Raw genomic sequence first — 15,955 nt, forward strand, 5'->3', positions numbered from 1 at the left:
CCAGTTAAGCTGATTCGAGCACGTATGCGGCCGCTGCGCGATCGCCCAGCGTCAGACAGATAGACGTCGATTTCGCACTCACGAAGGGGGCGACCGTCGTCATGGCCGGATCGAATACCGCCGCTTTTTTGTTCATTGCACCAATCCACACGCGACCCTGGTTGTCCATGAAGAACGACGACGGCGTCGAAGTGTTGCTCGGATCCCGGTAGTTCTTAAGCTTGGCGATCACCTGCCATGATCCCGTTTCCGGGTTCGCGGACCAGACGTCGATGTAGGGATAGCTTGCATACTCGGCCGCATTCGTGGGATTGCGAAACGTCAGCATCAGCACGCCCACCGTACTGTTCTGCAGACCCATGATAGGCGGCACGCTTGGCGTGCGTGGGATCACGCCCATGTCGAGGAAATACTCCAGGGTGCGCGGCAGACGCATGCCGACAAACGCAATGCTCGTCGGGTCACCTTCTTCGCGATCGGCGTCCGGCATGCCGAAGATATAGTCGCCAGTGAAGAACAGATCCGTCACGCGTTGAAGCTCGGTGCCGAAATTGATACGGAAACCTGGCTTGCTGCCAACCTCGGAGAACGGCGTATTCGCTGGCAGCTTTGGTGATTTACCGTCGTACGCGATGATGGCATTTTCATCCCCATGGTCGCCGGTCATGAAATAGATCCATTTCGAGTATGGATCTTGGGTCACACCATGAAAATGGTCCATGAAGTGCTTGCCGTCCCCGCCCGTATTGAACTCCATCACGACCTCCCAGGTCGTGCCTTGGTCGACGGAGCGATATGCCATGCACTGGTCGGCACCTGCGCCGGGTGAACCACCGATCCGCCCCGATGCGGTGCTGTACTCGCAGAAGTAATAGTGCGTCTGGTTGCCGACCTTCGCTTCCAGGAACGAGCGCGACGACAGCGCCTTGATCTTCGGCGTGTGCACGCCGCCCACCTGCGGGTAGCGCCCGATATCGATACAGGCTCGCTTGTTACTGTAGGCGGCATCACTACCGACCGTAAAGGTACCGGCCTTCGCGCGGTACAGGAAATTGACGTCTGCCACGCCGTCGACGTTCGAGGCCACCGCAAAGAACACGTCGCCGTTGCTCGTGATCCAAGCGTTGCCGATTGCGCCCGCTGCGCCTGAAACCGTCTTGGCGCCATCGGCCGACAACAGCGCATTGTTTGCTGCATTGTCGCAGCGGGTGTTTAGCAAGGCTGTGATTGAGCCGCCTGTCACACTTGCCGTGTAGCCGTTCTCCGCGACTGGCATGACATAGTTGAGCGGATCGCCGACGATCAGCGCGAGCGCCGAAGAGCCGACACTGTTTACACCGGCTTTCGCTCCAGGGAAGGAGTCGAAGGTCAGGAAAGCGCCGGCATTCGGTGTGCCGGGTGGGAACTGTCCCAGCACGCCGATCTGGCACATTTTCGCTGTCGCCACCCCCTTGCGCGGCAGCTGCAGCGACGTCGCGACACCATCGACCAGATTGCCCGCCACCGTGTCGCGCTCTGCCCGAAACGCGACCTTCACTTCGCCGCCCTCCAGAGCGCTGCGCCGAAGACGGATCACATCGGCTGCCATGTTCAACGGCAATTCCACGCTGCATGTGCCATCGAGGCGTTGCCATGCGTTGGCGTTCACCTTGTATTCGACAACGACCCCCTGGTGCAGATTGGCCAGCGAGATCCGCGACGTCTGCGCACGCAGCGTGATCAAACCTCCAGCACTGCCGGGGCCATCGCTGACGGCCAGGGTCACTGCCGCGACCTCGACCTTCGTTGCAATAGACGGGTCTGCCATCACGCATCTCCTGCAGGTGTCGGCGCTGCTGCACTCTTACGCGGCTTTTTCGCTTGCGTCGGCGAGGTTGCGGCAGGCGCATCCTCCGAGGCCATCACCGTCACGCCGGTACCCGGTTCAAGTGCCGGAGCGCTCTCCCCTGCGGATGCGATCTCTTGTGCAGACGTCTGCACATCATTATCTTCAACAGCGACTGTCGCCGGCAGCAGCATCGCCGCCGCAGCGGCTGCCTTCGGCGGACGAGGTTCGCAATACACCGCCGCGCCACAGTCGTACACCAGGTGCGCAGCGTAGGCTTCATTGGTGCGCAGCGTGTCACCCGGGTTGAGGGTGCCGTACTGCGCGGTGATCGTCTGGATCAGGATTTCAACTTGTACTTCCATGGGATCTCCTTGCCGGGCCGACAGGGCCCGGCGTGCGGGGTTTAAGCTGGCTTCAGGTCGCCGTAGCGGCAGGCGTAAGGCTTCTCCACCGTCAGGGCGCCGCGGCGTTCCGCGCGGACCGTGACCAGGCCATTCTGGAAGTTGTCGCCGTCCGAGTCGGACAGGTCGATGGCAACGCCTTCGCGGCGCCACAGGGTGGCTGCGATCCGCAGCGGACCGGTCCAGAATTTACCGACCGGCATGGCGTTGCTGGCCACGACCGGCAGGCCGAACAGCATCGGGATGACGTTATCGCCCGGCTTGCCCAGGATGTACTCGCCCGTGTCATTCTTTGCCAGGCGCAGCGTCCACCAGTCGACGGTGTTGACGATGATGACGTCCGCCGGCGAATCCGCCGCAGCGCAGTCGCCGATCGTTTTGCCGATCACGTCGAACATGTTGTTGCGCAGGCCCAGGGCCGCCAGGGAGGCGGCGGTGTAGCCGTGCGGGACGTAGTTGTCCACGTGCGCCAGGCCCTTGATGTTCGGGCTGGTGCCATTGCCGATGATCAGCTGGTTTTCGAACTTCAGGTTGACGCCGTATTCCATGCGCAGGTTGATGTACGCCGCCATCGCCGCGTTGTCTTTCGACAGCTGGCTGGTGATCTTGATGATGTGGCCGACCGTGCTCATTGCCATCACACCAGGCGTAAAGGTGATCGAGCTCTGTGCGCGCGTGGCTCCTTCGGCCACTTCGGCCGCCGCGTTGGTGAACACGCTCTCGCGCGTCCATTCGATCGACGGCGCCTCGGTCGGAATCGACGTCATCAGGTCTTCCAGCGTGAACACGCGGAAGGCACCCTGCACCAGGCCAGGACGACGTTCCGAGAACGTATTGGCCACAGCATTGCTGACGGTGTTCTTCAGCTCGACGCGGATCTTGATGCGACCGTCCTGCTTGCGGAAGTCTTCGAAGCGCGAGCTCTTGATGAACTGCGCGCCCAGCGACTCATCGGCCGGCGGCGCGTCCGCTTGCTGCGCGCCTTTCTGTTCGATCTGCAGCAGGCGGTCCGCCAGCGTGCGCTGTTCGGTGCCCAGCGTCTCGATCGCGGTTTTCGTGTCCGCGGAAATCTTGCCCATGTTGGCGATGTCTTCGGTCGCCTTCTTCGACATCGTGTCGATATTGCGCTCGACATTGTCCAGCGCCTTCATGATGGCGGCGCCGTCGATCTCGCCGGACACCAGCAGCGCGCCGGCCACGCCAGCGGCAGCGCCCGGATGGACGTCGAAACCGAGGGCCTGCGCGATGCCGGCCACCAGTGCCAGTGCCAGGAGTGCCCAGCCGCGGGCCGGGATGTGGGGGATGAAGCGTTTCATGTTTGCCTTTTCCAGAAATGAAAAAACCGCCTTGCGGCGGTCGTTGGTGGGGTTACTGCAGTTACTTGCTGAGGCGGTCCAGCCGCTTCATGATGTCGGCCGCCATCTTGGCGTCGACGCCCTTCGGAGCATCCCGCCCGATGAAGATCGCCTTCGCCTTGGAGAGCAGTGCCATGCTCTCCTTTTTGCCCAGCCCTGCATCCCGCAGCAGCCGTTCAAGATCCCGTTCGGTCTCGACGTCGGGCAGCAGCGCCTCGATGTCGATCCCCATGCTTTTGACGCTGGAAAGGTCGATGCGCGCTGCACCATCGGCCGGGAACACCACCGGCGAGATCTCGACCAGGTTGCTCCACTTGCGGATGATGCGGCCCTGCTCGACCTCTTCGTAGTCGCCCTTCTTGACCCAGCCGCCGATCGACAGCCCGTCCAGCGTGCCATGCAGCATCGCTGCGCGCACGTCCGCCGACAGGCTCAGGCCCGGCGTCAGCTCGCCCTCGACGAACAGGCCCTTGTCGTCTTCCTTGGCCTTCGTCCATTTGCCGATCGGGATGCTGTCCCATTTGTGGTTGTAGAACATCTTGGGCTTGCCGTTGCGCAGCGTCGCCTCGAAGGCGCCCTTGATGATCGTGTCGCCGTACGAATCGACCCCGCCGAACACGGAGGCGTAGCCGGAAAACACGCCCGACTCGCCATCGAATTTCAGCGAGACGTCGTCCAGTTTCAGTGTCTTGAGAATGCGTTGCATGTTGTCCTTACTGTGCGATGTTGGAGCCGTCGCCGCCGGCGGCCGGTTTGAGCCGGCCGAGCATGTGCAGCGGCACCAGGTTCGATTGCGCGGTGAGCACATCGGTGCCAGGGATGAACGGGTCGCCTTCGAGCTGCCGCACCTCTGCGCGGGTCTTGAGGCCGTTCTGTACGTTCTTCGCGTTGATGTCCGCGCGCAGCGATGGCGAAGCGCGCAGCAGTGCGTCGAGCGAGAATTCCACCTTCAACGTCGCGCGCTGACGCGGCGTCAGCACGCAGCGCTGCACTGCCTGCTGCAGGTTCACGACCAGGGGGCCGATCGAGAAGATGCACCAGCCTTCGCGGATCTCCGCGATGCCGCTGCCCCAGCTGGTGACGTTCGCGTGGTGCACCAGGACTGGCGGTACGTCGAACCAGCGGCAGATCTCCTCAACGCCGTAGTGCCGCGTCTCCAGCAGCTGCTGCTCCGCCGGCGTCATCGTCAGCTGCTGGAACTTCATGTCCGCTTCCAGCAAGTGCAGCTTGTTGTCCGACGTCAGCGACATCTCGTTGAAAGTGCGGCGGGCGTTCTCCCGCTGCTTGTCGTTCAGCACCTTGTCGACCGTCAGCACGCCCGCAGGCTTGCCGCCAGAACCGAAGATTTTGCTGGCATCGCTCTGCGCCTTCGCCTGCTCGTCGAGCGTCGAGCTCATGAACTCCAGCTTCGACAGGCCGATCGTTCCGTTGCCCAGGTTCTTCAGGTGCAGCACGTTCTGCGCCGCGAGGATCGCCACGTTGCTACCGAGCCGGTATGCGTACACCACCGTGCCGTCGTCGAGAATCTTCTGCTCTACCTGGTCGGCGGGCATCGGCCATAGCGCCAGTGCTTCGCCGTTGGCATCGCGGTCGATCCTGGCGTAGCCATTGCCGCGCAGGTCGTGATTCAGCATCATCGCGCGCCAGAATTCGAACGGCGTCATGCGGTTGTTCGGCTGGTCATGCAGCAGCTGGTATAACCGTTCGGTGCGCGCCAACGTCTTCTCGCCGCCGGCCAGCTGCTTGTAGACGAAGCACGGCATGCTGGCCACCGCGCCGGCGCGTCGATCGAGACAGGCCCACACGGTGCTGATCTGCAGCGCGCCATCAACTCCGAGGCCGCGCGCACCGCCGTTGAGCGAATATCCCGGCTTGCCGCTCTGTACGCCAAGGATGTCGCCCAGCGCGCCGCCGAACCAGGAGCGCATGGATGAAAATAGACTCATGTACTGATCACTCCATTGAGGAAGTCGTCGAGGCTGCCCTGCCCCTCGTCCGTGGACATCGCCCGGGCCAGCGCCATGACGGTGGCGACGATGCCGTCGATCCGCCCGTTGGCGTTCGACCGTTTTTTGTCGGGCCTGAAATTGCCGTTCGAATCGAACAGCAGCGCCGTGTTGTTGGCGCACCAGCGCAGCACCGGATTGCCACCGTGCTGGAACACCTTGCCGTACACCAGCACCTCCAACGCCTTGCTGCCCGGGTACATGCCGCCCGTGTTCTGCGGCACCTCGACCAGCGGCACGTCCTGCTCCAGCAGCTCGTTCGCCAGCTGCAGCGCGTTCCAGCGATCGAAGCCGATCTCCTGGACGTCGTAGTCCTGCAGCGACTGCAGGATCCGCTCCTTCACAGGACCGTAGTCAGTGACGTTGCCCTCGGTTGCCGTCAGCCAGCCGCCCGTGCGCCAGGCTTCGTACGGCGCGGCGTCATCGGCCTGTTCGGCGATCTTGTCCTCCGGGCACCAGAACCACACCAGCACGTACCAGTCGCCGCCCTCTTCATCCGGCGGGAACACCAGCGAGTAGGCGGTCAGGTCGCGTGTAGAGGCCAGGTCGAGGCCGCCGTAGCAGCGCCGGCCCAGCAGCACGCCCGGGTCGAACTTCGCCTTGCCCTTGTCCCAGACGTTCATGTCGAACCAGCCATCGGCGCTGTTGCACCAGATGTTCAAGTCCTTCGTCAGGAAGTTGACCTTCGCGCCCGGCATGGCCGCCGCCTTGCGGGCCTGGCCGCGCAGGTAGTCGAGTGTCTTCGACCGGCCCAGGCCGGGGTTGGCCTTGATCCAGACGCGCTCGTCGAACGGATCGTCGTCGGTGTCCAGCGTGTAGACGTAGCCGAAGAACGCATCGTCGACGCGCTTGCCTTCCAGGATCGAGATCAGGTAACCGCGCTGCTCCGTGCAGATGCCATCGAGGATGAAGCCGGCCGTCGTGATCGCCGACAGCAGCGGCTGGGACCGCGCGCCCAGGGCGGACTCCATCACGTCCCACACGTCGCGGTGCTTCTGCGCGTGCAGCTCGTCGAACAGGATCGCCGACGGGTTCAGGCCGTCGAGGTTCTCCGCGTTGGCCGGCAGCGGCAGGAAGACCGAGTTGTCGTCCAGCTCGACCTTCTCGTGGTTCATGCCGGCATAGATCTTGAATGACCTGGCCACGCCAGCAGAGCGCTTGACCCAGCGCCGGATGTTGTCGAAGGCCGGCTTGAACACCGTCATCGCCTGGTTGCGCGTGGTCGCCACCGCGTAGACCTCGGCGCCGATCTCGCCGTCCATCGAAAACAGGTAGGCGCCCTGCGGCCCCTTCCACGTGGACTTGCCGTTCTTGCGCGCCACCTCTTCGTACGCGCGGCTGAAACGGCGCATGCCATCGGACTGGCGGCGCCACCCGTACAGCACCGCGGTCCAGAACTTCTGCCACGGGTCCAGCAGGATCGGCTTGCCGGCCAGCGGCCCCTTGATGTGGACGAAGAACCGCTCGATGTATTCGATGATGTGCCAGCCATGCGCCGGTGCGAACACGAAGCCTCGCTTGCCGGCATCGCGCAGATCCTGGTAGTGCCGCAGCACGGCCAGGTAGACGTACTTGCCGGTGATGATCTCGCCGCGCAGCACGGGCAAGCCGTACGTATCGTCCCACTCCTCCAGCTCCGCCGGCGTGAGACCTTCTACCTTCGCGCGGGAGAGGACATGGCGTGGTTTACGAGATCGCCGAACAGATCGTCCTGGCCGCCCTGGATGCCCGTGTCCTTTCGGACCCTGGCCAGCGATGGAATCGTCAGACATGCTTTTGGTAGCCATTGGCCGAGCTCCATCTTCAAGCGTTTCTCGTCGTCCGCCCAGGGCGTCGGCGTCGACCATCCGGTCTTCGAGGTTTGCGACCGGCCCTTCTCGTCGCACTCTTTGCTGGCCGCGATCCAGTCCACGAAGGTCCGCACGATGATCGCGATCGGCATGCCGGCCGTGACGTGCTCGATGCCGGCGGCGCGGAGCGACTCGCAGATGTAGTCGTAGACCTCGCGCTCCTGGCCAGTGAGGCCGATGACCGGCGGCGCATCGGGCGACGACACGTCGGCGCCGGCGCGGACGGCATGCGCGCCGACCGCCGGCAGCGATGTGCCGAGGCTCGATTTCATATCCATGTGATTGCTCCCTGAACGGGGAAGTGATGCGCGAGAGCGCGAACTGCTGGGACTGGTGACCTACCGATCAAACCCCCGGGGGGTAGTTTTTGTTCCGCGAAAATTCCTGCCTAACCTTACGGTTTCCGCCGGGGCAGGCCCGACTTTCGACCCGCCCTACCCCTCAGAATATTTCCACCCGGCATCCTCATGCCAGCTGCGACCAGGGCGCGACCGAGGGTCGGCAGGATCGACCGGAGGCAGCGGAGCAGCCCGCGAGATCACCCAGGCCGCGCGGAGCGACAGCACGATGCCGAGGCGCTGACGCCAGCCGAGATAACTGCGAATGAACCGATGCGGCCAGCTGCGGCGACGAACGGCGATCGCATCGACTTGGACTACGTATACAAGCTCTGGCTCCATCTGGTCCATGATCCGGTTATTGCTCGCCTTGCTGGACTTTTGGATACCGAACACGGAGCGATTGAACTGGTTTCGCGTGTTAACGCCAGCAAGCCCCATCGCTGTCAGCTGCTCGTTGACGCGCCTCTGCACTGGCTCAAGCGGAGGGACGCTTCCCTCGGAGGTGTAGGTCGGTTGAACCCGTCGCACCATTTGACTTACCGCCGCCCGACGCAGTCGCTTCACACGCATTGCAGTCATACGTTCTCCTGTCATGTGCGGCCCGAACGACCGCGAATATTTGGCCCATCGCTCAAGCACGCAAACGAAGCAACACGTGCAAACGATAAGGAATGTACTATTATTAATATTTCCTTCGTGTCTACGTTTCTTGCACCTTACAAGTCACCACAAAACCCGAGGCACCTATGGGTAATTTTGATGCGATGAAAGATCGCCGGCGCCACTATGTGCAGGCGGCCATGGTGGAAGTAGCCTTGGCGATTTGCAAACGCAACGGGATAGCTGATGCGATGGATGTCCTCTTGTCCGAGGGCTTGCCGCCGAGCGTTATAGAACGGGTGCTGCTCGCAGGCTTACCCCGACGGTACATCCCATACGATCCGCTTGATCCTCCATCAACTTGAACTTTTATGGTTCATGGCGGGAGGACTATTGCTTGCCGCCATCTCCCGTAGATAGCTTCTGCCCGCGACTTCACTTCATGACATTCACCGCATAGCCCTTGCTCGTTCGTCTCGTCGTCCGGTCCGCCCTCGCTGAGTGGAATGATGTGATCGCGCTGCGTAGCTGGAACCGCGCGACCCTGGCGCCGGCATTCGGCGCACAGCGGGTCGCGTGCGAATAGCGCGGCGCGCATAGCTTGGAGACGGCGGCCCGTTATCCGCTTCGCGGGAACTACCTTTACCCAGGCCTCACGTGGATGCGCGCCGCAGCGGCCACTGCCGTCATGCACGAGCACCGAACAAGTCGGCGCACTGCAGGGTCTGGGTGCTGATCGGGGCATGGCACTCCGGATGCAGATATCTGCGTCTACCTGGCAAATAGAAGTTGCCATTTGCACATTGATACAATGCCCTGATGATGATTACATGAGGGAATGTATGGCTGAACTACCTGCGCTAATTTTGCTTGCTGTCGTCGCGTACTTCGGCTGGAAGATATATTCCGGCTACCGCGACGGTCCGGATGCTCGCTCACCGAAACAGAAAGTGCCTGCAGCACCGCGAGCACATATCGCCGCCCACCACTGGGAGAACAACGGGTATCGAGAGGTCGAAGTGGTAGGGGAATCCAACTATCAGCCGCACCTTAAGCGGCTTGTCGGCACGCCGGATGAAAACGGCGTAGCGGTGGCGTGCAAAGCGTTCCTCATACCGGAACCAGCAAACCAGTACGATCGAAACGCTATCCGCGTCGACATCGATGGCGGCACCGTTGGCTATCTCGCGAAGGCAAACGCAGCGCTGTTCCACCAGCGACTGAAGGACCACGGGGTTGCGGGCGCGACCACATCCTGCCCAGCCGTGATTTTCGGCGGTAAGAAAATGGACAGGGTGCGCACGCCTTACGGCGTCTGGCTGGAGATGAAACGGCTGTAATCCAGAAACGCAAAAGCCCCGCATCCGCGGGGCTTTCGTTTCGTAGGGACGTGGCTCGTCCCGGATCGGATTCTAAACAAACATGCAGCGCGTTGCAATGTTCTTTTGCAACAGCACCCGCAGCGCGGCCTCAGCCTCCGGCAGCACGTCGCCGAAAACCAGCGACGGGAACCGCCACACGGTGGCAATGCGGCATCGCTGGCGGATCGCCCAGTCCAGGTGCCGCGGCAGGCTCTTCATCATCGCCTCTACCGCTTCCGCCACGCGGTCATCCAGGCCGCTGTACAGCGCGTCAGTGTCCGCCTCATCCTCGCCCTCGACGATCGCGCACTTGCCGCGCCAGCCCAGGCGCGTATCATCCCGGCGCTGCCACTGGGTCCACAGGTCCAGGCAGTAGTCGAGCGGATCGACCGCCACTTTCACCGCCACGGGAATCGCACGCGCCGCCACTGGTGCCCTCCTCACCTCGCGCCGCGTCTCTTCCACAAACACCACACCATCCACCACCATATCCGCCATCGCCTTCATTTTGCCGTCCCTCTCATTGATCCCGCCACCCTGCACCGCATCCCTGTTACCACCCTGATCGTCGCCCTTTGAACCTCTATCACCCCGCTTACAGTCTTAATCCCAACCCTGTTACGCTGAAACCCGCATGAATGCTTGCCTTAACAGGGTTATCAGGGTTAACAGGGTTGTAGTTCACGCACATATGGATTTTTCTTCTTCCTACTTTTTTAGGTATTACGCACGCACACGCGCGGCGAACCCTGCAAACCCTGCTAACCCTGTTAAACCCGCATGAACACTGGCTTTGCGCCTAACAGGGTTTGCACCACCCATGTGCACGACCGTGATATCGCCCCGGCTCATAACAGAGCCTTGATGTCAGCACCAGTGCGGAACCGTTCGCAAGCCTGGCTCAACGTCTCGCTCGCAGGATCGTTGTCCTGTGGCGGCACGTGCAGCACCGTCAGCAGCTTCTTCTTCATCGCTCCCAGGCCGACCCACTGCCGGTCCTTCTGCAACCTGGTGCCCATCAGCTCGGCGAACTTCGTCAGCGACAGCCCGCGCAACCGGTACCGCGAGCAGTAACGGTCGTACACCAGGTACAGATCCTCCGAGAGGCAGGAGCAGTACGGCGCATCGAGCTCGCCACCAGCCCAGGCCAGATAGAACGCCTCCCAGTCAGGCCGGCCGAAGCTGATCACGCGCTCCTTCGCACCGGTCATCAGCGGATACGTGTGCGGCGTGAAGTCGCCCAGCGGATACTCCAGCAGGAACGCATAGAACGCCTCGACCAGGCCGTCATCGAGCTGGGCCTTGATGTTGGCCAGCAGCTCCGGATCCAGATCCTTGCGCACGTCGACGACGAGGAAGCGCCGGTCGTGGGGCTCCAGCGGCACGGCCTGGAACTCGTTCGACAGCATCACCGTGTTCATGTGGTTGGCCTCGTCCCGATCGTCCTTGAACTTCTGGCTGATCGGCTGCGTGCGGCCCGTGATCATGTGCTTGATGAGGCCGATCGCGCTGTACTTGTCCTGGCGCGAAAGGATCTCTTCGAACAGCACGAACAGCTTCTGCGAGCGCCACACCGTGTATGTCGAGTCCAGCTGGTTCTGACCGCCCGTCGCGCCATACTCGCCGTAGATCGGCTTCACGATGGCCTCGAAGAACAGCGACTTGCCGGTGCCCTGCTTCTCGCCGAAGAACAGCATCGCCGTCTGCATCTTGGCACCAGGGTGCTGCAGTGGATAGGCCAGCCAGCACAGCACCCAGTGCATAAGCTCGTCGGCATTCGACTCCGCCGCACACAGGCTCTGCAGCAGGGTCAGCGCAAGGCCGGCCTTCTCGATATCCTTCTTCGGCTTGAGTGGGAAGCCCTCGAACATGTTGATGTGCGTCTTCAGGTCCACGCGCTGCGTTGGGTCGAACACCAGGTTCTCCAGGTCGATCTCGCGGCGGTGCGGATGCTCCAGCCAGCGTTCGGCCAGATTCGAGCCGCGCGACAGTGCCATGGCATCGTACGCAACGATCTTGCGCCGGTCGTGGTCCCATACCGTCTTGGTGCCGTACAGCAGCGTGTAGCGTTCCAGCATCGCCAGCAGGCTGTCGTCCCCCGCACCCCCTCCGGCGTCTGCGACGCCGCGCACCGTCGCCGGCAGCACGCGCGGGCTGATCGAGCGGCGCTGTGGACTGACGTCCCATGCCTTCGCGCTTTCCTTGCCCACCAGTTTGACGAACGCGCTGTTCGGCATGCGCAGCTGGTTCACCGAATCCCACACGTGCGTCGAGCCCTGGATCAGCGCGCAGTGCGACAGCGCCCACGCCAGCGGAACCAGACCCGTGCCTGCTGGCGCGGCATCCTCTTCCGAGGGGGGCGGGGGAGTATCGGCCCAGTCCAGCAGCGCGGGGGTAGCGCATTCCTCGACAGGGGGTGCGGGGGAGTCCATGGCGATCAGGTCATCCGCGGGCGGCGCTGTCGCAGCAGCAATCGCGGCCAGCACCTGGTCGCGGGCCGCCTCGATCGATTCTTCCACCTGCAGGTCGTTGAAGTCGGTCCACTTGTTCTCGCCACGGTCAGCGAACGCTGGCCAGCAGACTTTTGCATTGCCAACGTCCGAAGCGGCAGCACGCGCTTTGGCCAGGCCGGCGTTCTCGAACTTCAGCAGGCGCACACGGCGGCCAGAGCGGATGTCGGCCTCGATGTATCCGGTACCGGTCGCATCCTGGCGCCACGTAGCGCGAACGGTCACAGGTTCGCCCTTGCTGCTGGTGAGCACGTGATCCATGCCATCGATCGCAGGCGCCGGTTCCACATCGAAGTGATCCCGTAGATCACGCTCGTAGCGCTGCACCAGCTGCCAGTCGTCGTCTGCAAAAAACAGCAGCGTGGTCTCCGCGAAGTCGGCACGCAACTGGCGGGCAACCGCCAGCAGGTTGCCCGCGCTGAAGGCCAGCATCACGGGCAGCGAACCGCCCTGCGCCAGGCGTACGGACTGGCCAGAGGCATAGCCCTCGGCAATACCGATCAGCTTGGTCTCGCCGCGCGTGATAGAACCGAGCAGGCAGGCGGCACCGACCATGTCGGCGCCATGATTGAAGCGCTTCCCCATGGCTGGGTCCGGATCGATTTTCTGCACGCAGACCAGCTCCGGGCGCTCACCTGCCCGGTAGCGACGCGCCGGCACCAGCAGCGTGCCGTTCGCCATCACACGCGCGAAGTCCCCGCCAATCTGTTTGCGCGCCAGGTATGGCACGGCCGCAGCATCGTCGATCGGTGCCGCACGTTTCCACTCCTGGCCAGCACGATTTGCAGCAAAGCGTGCCGCGTTCGCACGCCGTTCCGTTTCTTCACGCTCCACGTCCGCCTGCCGACGTGCCGCTTCCGCGCGCTCCTCGTCGGTCGCGCCTTCCCAGTCGATGCGGATAGGTACGGAGTTGGGGTTCTGCCCCTGCCAGATGCCGTAGGCGCCGGTTATCACCTGGCGGCCGGAGCGCAGCGTGAATTCGCGCAACCGGTACCATGCCTTCTTCCCCTTGCCGAACTTGTTGATCCTGCCGTTCAGCCGTGGATGCCCAGCGGGCATGGACGGCAGGTCGGCGCTCATCTGCGCAATGACTTGTTCGAGTGACGCCATTACTTCTCGCCCAGGTGCGTTCCCGATTTGTACGGCAACCGCTGCCCGCCCGCTAGGGAGGGATAGTTGCGGTAGTCCAGCGCACCTTCGCGCAGCACCACGATGGCACCACGTTTATGTGCGCGCACGGCGTTTCCGGTCGCATCGGCGCCACTGGCCGATACGTGATTTTTTGTCGGGACGTTTTTGGTCATGTTCAACGCGGTCTCTTATTTCTCTGCCATGCCTTTGAGCCGCTCGACGAGCTGCTGCATGGCCTGATTGGTGCGATATACGGCTGCTTCCACCGCTTCGATTTCGTGACGCTCCACGCGGCCGTCGGCGAGGGTTCGATTCACTTCCGCACCAACATCGCCATTGCCAGTCATCACCTGCACGACGAGTTCCAGCACGGCCAGGTCGGATGCGGACGCGGCCGGGTCGGTGCGCACGCACACGTGCCCATGGTTTGCTGCCAGCGCGTGGAGTACACGGATGTCACCCGTGATTCCCATGACCTGGTCGACGTCTTCGAGCAGCACGCGATTGGCCGGGTTGTTCGGATTCGCCTTGTTGCGCAGGATCTGGGCCGACATGCCTAGTCGCACCGCGAGGGCTTCGCAACCACCAACGGCGTCGTGCACGGTTCTGTAAAAAGCGTCAAGAATGTTCATTTGGAAACACTGAATAAAATGAGGAAATTGCCTGTTGTTAATGAAATAATTCAACGATGGATAACGAACACCTCTTGAACTTTCCTGATGGCAATACTTTGGGCGAGGCGATCCCGCGCGCGTTCAAAGGCGCATCACATCTGGTCGACAGGGGTCAGTCTTCGGCTCTGCGATCTCGCGGCGCGCACAGCTCTGTGTACAGATCCGTGATGGCCAAATATGTCGTAGCTCGACAATCAGACTGCCCGCGAAGGATCCTGTTCACCGTTGGCTGCGACGTGTTCAGCCGCTCGGCAATTCGAGGTTCGCTCCATCCGGACGTATCCTTGATGGACTTGAGCATGTGGGTGATTGTCTTTTCCATGCCAACACTCTATACGCGAATGGATAGGAAAGTCAATCCGTGAATGAATCGACAGTTGTTGCCTTTTATACGTGTGCGTATAGTCGCCGTATGGATATTGCGACCAGACTAGATAAGGCGATGAAGGCGGCAGGGTTCGAGTCGCAGAGTGCACTTTCGCGAGCTTCGGGCGTGCCTCAGCCTACGATCAATCGCATCCTGAAAAGTGTAGGTTCGAAAGGTCCGGAAAGTGGCACACTGCAAAAGCTGGCTGCAGCCTGCAACGTGTCATTCACATGGCTGCATGAGGGCCTCGGCTCTCCAGAGGAGTCGCTTGCAACACCCCTACCCCCAGGCGCAATGAGAGTAGTTGTAGCAGAAGACGATGACCCTCACTTTTATCAGATCCCTAGGGTCCAGCTCCAGCTGCAAGCAGGCATCACTGGCTTCAAAACCGTCCCAGAAATTTATGATGGCGCCAAGCTAAGTATCCCGCGACACTGGGCCGACAAAAAGGGCTTCAACCCCAAGAAACTGATCGCACTGACAGTGAAGGGAGAAAGCATGGAGCCGAACCTATTCGACGGCGACGTGGTCATCGTGAATACAGGCGACACACAGCATGTAGACGGCTTCGTGTATGCGATCAACTATGAAGGCGAAGCCGTCGTAAAGCGACTCACTAGGGATGCTGGACGATGGTGGCTAAGCTCTGACAACCCTGACCAGGCACGTTATCAGCGTAAGAGCTGCCATGATGGCGAATGCCTGATTGTAGGTCGGGTCGTTCGTAGAGAAACCGAACACATATAGTCGCATCGCACTAGAAGCCACACATACCTGTGGCTTTTTTTTATCCCAATCTATTCATTCGCGTATTGACATAACTATTCATACGAGTATAGTTGGCGCTCTCAACTTACTGGAGTAGCCATGTCATTTCTACCGCTAAATCGAAACACCGCGGCGACAACGAAATTTCAACGTACGTACCTCGTCACTGTCAGGACGGAAACTGAACAGATCCAGTTTGCCGCGAATGCGGATGCAAGTGCCGACCTCCACATGCGTGCCATAGACCAATTTGGCACGTGTGGCGTAACCGTGACTTCGGCATGAGCTTCGCATTCGTCTGAATTTAATGCCTTCCTCACTCCCTGATGCTTTGGCGCTCGATCTCGCTTATCGATCGCTACGCACGTCCTTGACGATGGATCAGGTCAAGAACGACCCAGCGCTGCGCACTCTGCTCTATCTCCGCGCTCGCACTTACGCCGAGCGCCGCGACTGCTTCGACCCCAAACGGCTGCAGGCCAATGACCACGACTAATGAAAGGATTTACATGCAACAGCAACAAATCGGCCGCGGCGCGGTCGTCGATTTCGATACCCAAGAAGGCCCGCAACGCGGCACGGTGACGAACCTGTTCGAAGACATAACGCACCAACGAACCCTCGCCGAGATCCGTGTGCCGAACACCTTGAACGGCATGCCGTGGCTGATGAAGCTGACCGACCTGCGCCTGGCCAAGCCGATCCAGGACGCGATCACGCCAGTGCAGACGTCTGCACAAGCCTCGTAATCAGCACGATCGGA

General features: G+C 61.6%; 17 protein-coding genes. 3 read left to right on the forward strand and 14 right to left on the reverse strand.

Features of this window, described 5'->3' with window-relative positions; translation table 11 throughout:
* Positions 1-4 precede the first annotated feature (4 nt).
* The 9 genes from IP91_RS12925 to IP91_RS26695 all read right to left on the reverse strand — a co-directional run bounded on the left by IP91_RS12925 (position 5) and on the right by IP91_RS26695 (position 9,177).
* On the reverse strand, positions 5-1,807 hold the full coding sequence (locus tag IP91_RS12925) for a hypothetical protein (protein WP_145649427.1): 1,803 nt from the start codon (positions 1,805-1,807) through the stop codon (positions 5-7).
* Entirely contained in the window at positions 1,807-2,190 is a 384-nt protein-coding gene (locus tag IP91_RS12930) for a hypothetical protein (RefSeq protein ID WP_145649428.1), read from the reverse strand. Before IP91_RS12930 ends, IP91_RS12925 begins: the two co-directional genes overlap by 1 nt.
* Positions 2,191-2,231: 41 nt before the next feature.
* Positions 2,232-3,545, reverse strand: a complete 1,314-nt coding sequence (locus tag IP91_RS12935) for a phage major capsid protein (protein WP_145649429.1) — start codon at positions 3,543-3,545, stop codon at positions 2,232-2,234.
* A gap of 61 nt (positions 3,546-3,606) precedes the next feature.
* Positions 3,607-4,290 (reverse strand): HK97 family phage prohead protease, encoded by a 684-nt coding sequence (locus IP91_RS12940; RefSeq protein WP_158643135.1) that lies wholly within the window; start codon positions 4,288-4,290, stop codon positions 3,607-3,609.
* Positions 4,291-4,297: 7 nt separating this feature from the next.
* On the reverse strand, positions 4,298-5,530 hold the full coding sequence (locus tag IP91_RS12945) for a phage portal protein (protein ID WP_145649431.1): 1,233 nt from the start codon (positions 5,528-5,530) through the stop codon (positions 4,298-4,300).
* Positions 5,527-7,191 carry a terminase large subunit gene (locus IP91_RS12950; protein WP_145649816.1) on the reverse strand — a complete coding sequence of 555 codons (1,665 nt, stop codon included), beginning with the start codon at positions 7,189-7,191 and terminating at the stop codon, positions 5,527-5,529. Before IP91_RS12950 ends, IP91_RS12945 begins: the two co-directional genes overlap by 4 nt.
* A 53-nt stretch (positions 7,192-7,244) precedes the next feature.
* A complete protein-coding gene (locus IP91_RS26420) occupies positions 7,245-7,718 on the reverse strand; it encodes a P27 family phage terminase small subunit (RefSeq protein WP_145649432.1) in 474 nt (157 codons plus the stop codon).
* 156 nt (positions 7,719-7,874) lie between these two features.
* Complete coding sequence (locus IP91_RS12960) at positions 7,875-8,360, reverse strand: hypothetical protein (RefSeq protein ID WP_145649433.1); 486 nt, start codon at positions 8,358-8,360, stop codon at positions 7,875-7,877.
* 397 nt (positions 8,361-8,757) lie between these two features.
* Positions 8,758-9,177, reverse strand: coding sequence for an HNH endonuclease (locus IP91_RS26695; protein ID WP_307724421.1), 420 nt, complete (start codon positions 9,175-9,177; stop codon positions 8,758-8,760).
* A gap of 46 nt (positions 9,178-9,223) precedes the next feature.
* Between IP91_RS26695 and IP91_RS12970 the strand changes: the two genes are divergently transcribed.
* Positions 9,224-9,721 (forward strand): HIRAN domain-containing protein, encoded by a 498-nt coding sequence (locus IP91_RS12970; protein ID WP_145649435.1) that lies wholly within the window; start codon positions 9,224-9,226, stop codon positions 9,719-9,721.
* 72 nt (positions 9,722-9,793) lie between these two features.
* Here the strand turns inward: IP91_RS12970 and IP91_RS12975 are convergent, their stop codons facing one another.
* The 5 genes from IP91_RS12975 to IP91_RS26760 all read right to left on the reverse strand — a co-directional run bounded on the left by IP91_RS12975 (position 9,794) and on the right by IP91_RS26760 (position 14,379).
* On the reverse strand, positions 9,794-10,249 hold the full coding sequence (locus IP91_RS12975; protein ID WP_145649436.1) for a hypothetical protein: 456 nt from the start codon (positions 10,247-10,249) through the stop codon (positions 9,794-9,796).
* A 341-nt stretch (positions 10,250-10,590) separates the two neighbouring features.
* Positions 10,591-13,362, reverse strand: coding sequence for a DUF5906 domain-containing protein (locus tag IP91_RS12980; protein ID WP_145649437.1), 2,772 nt, complete (start codon positions 13,360-13,362; stop codon positions 10,591-10,593).
* On the reverse strand, positions 13,362-13,562 hold the full coding sequence (locus tag IP91_RS12985; protein ID WP_145649438.1) for a hypothetical protein: 201 nt from the start codon (positions 13,560-13,562) through the stop codon (positions 13,362-13,364). Before IP91_RS12985 ends, IP91_RS12980 begins: the two co-directional genes overlap by 1 nt.
* A 9-nt stretch (positions 13,563-13,571) precedes the next feature.
* The gene (locus IP91_RS12990; protein WP_145649439.1) at positions 13,572-14,015 is read right to left on the reverse strand and encodes a phage regulatory CII family protein; all 444 of its coding nucleotides are present in this window, start codon (positions 14,013-14,015) and stop codon (positions 13,572-13,574) included.
* Between the two features lie 154 nt (positions 14,016-14,169).
* Positions 14,170-14,379, reverse strand: coding sequence for a helix-turn-helix domain-containing protein (locus IP91_RS26760; protein WP_158643136.1), 210 nt, complete (start codon positions 14,377-14,379; stop codon positions 14,170-14,172).
* Between the two features lie 39 nt (positions 14,380-14,418).
* Here IP91_RS26760 and IP91_RS12995 point away from each other — a divergent pair, with 39 nt between their 5' ends.
* Together IP91_RS12995 and IP91_RS13000 are read left to right on the forward strand one after the other, a co-directional pair.
* Positions 14,419-15,171, forward strand: a complete 753-nt coding sequence (locus tag IP91_RS12995; RefSeq protein ID WP_145649440.1) for an XRE family transcriptional regulator — start codon at positions 14,419-14,421, stop codon at positions 15,169-15,171.
* Between the two features lie 530 nt (positions 15,172-15,701).
* Positions 15,702-15,941 (forward strand): hypothetical protein, encoded by a 240-nt coding sequence (locus tag IP91_RS13000; RefSeq protein ID WP_145649441.1) that lies wholly within the window; start codon positions 15,702-15,704, stop codon positions 15,939-15,941.
* Positions 15,942-15,955: the final 14 nt, after the last annotated feature.

Origin of the sequence: Pseudoduganella lurida (assembly GCF_007830455.1) — a bacterium.
GTDB classification, from domain to species: domain Bacteria; phylum Pseudomonadota; class Gammaproteobacteria; order Burkholderiales; family Burkholderiaceae_D; genus Rugamonas; species Rugamonas lurida.

Excerpts from the sequence above, each read along its gene's own strand:
- IP91_RS12925 (WP_145649427.1), bottom strand. The coding sequence starts at position 1,807 with ATGGCAGACCCGTCTATTGCAACGAAGGTCGAGGTCGCGGCAGTGACC.
- IP91_RS12930 (WP_145649428.1), bottom strand. The coding sequence starts at position 2,190 with ATGGAAGTACAAGTTGAAATCCTGATCCAGACGATCACCGCGCAGTAC.
- IP91_RS12935 (WP_145649429.1), bottom strand. The coding sequence starts at position 3,545 with ATGAAACGCTTCATCCCCCACATCCCGGCCCGCGGCTGGGCACTCCTG.
- IP91_RS12940 (WP_158643135.1), bottom strand. The coding sequence starts at position 4,290 with ATGCAACGCATTCTCAAGACACTGAAACTGGACGACGTCTCGCTGAAA.
- IP91_RS12945 (WP_145649431.1), bottom strand. The coding sequence starts at position 5,530 with ATGAGTCTATTTTCATCCATGCGCTCCTGGTTCGGCGGCGCGCTGGGC.
- IP91_RS26420 (WP_145649432.1), bottom strand. The coding sequence starts at position 7,718 with ATGGATATGAAATCGAGCCTCGGCACATCGCTGCCGGCGGTCGGCGCG.
- IP91_RS12960 (WP_145649433.1), bottom strand. The coding sequence starts at position 8,360 with ATGACTGCAATGCGTGTGAAGCGACTGCGTCGGGCGGCGGTAAGTCAA.
- IP91_RS26695 (WP_307724421.1), bottom strand. The coding sequence starts at position 9,177 with ATGGCAACTTCTATTTGCCAGGTAGACGCAGATATCTGCATCCGGAGT.
- IP91_RS12970 (WP_145649435.1), top strand. The coding sequence starts at position 9,224 with ATGGCTGAACTACCTGCGCTAATTTTGCTTGCTGTCGTCGCGTACTTC.
- IP91_RS12975 (WP_145649436.1), bottom strand. The coding sequence starts at position 10,249 with ATGAAGGCGATGGCGGATATGGTGGTGGATGGTGTGGTGTTTGTGGAA.
- IP91_RS12980 (WP_145649437.1), bottom strand. The coding sequence starts at position 13,362 with ATGGCGTCACTCGAACAAGTCATTGCGCAGATGAGCGCCGACCTGCCG.
- IP91_RS12990 (WP_145649439.1), bottom strand. The coding sequence starts at position 14,015 with ATGAACATTCTTGACGCTTTTTACAGAACCGTGCACGACGCCGTTGGT.
- IP91_RS26760 (WP_158643136.1), bottom strand. The coding sequence starts at position 14,379 with ATGGAAAAGACAATCACCCACATGCTCAAGTCCATCAAGGATACGTCC.
- IP91_RS13000 (WP_145649441.1), top strand. The coding sequence starts at position 15,702 with ATGCAACAGCAACAAATCGGCCGCGGCGCGGTCGTCGATTTCGATACC.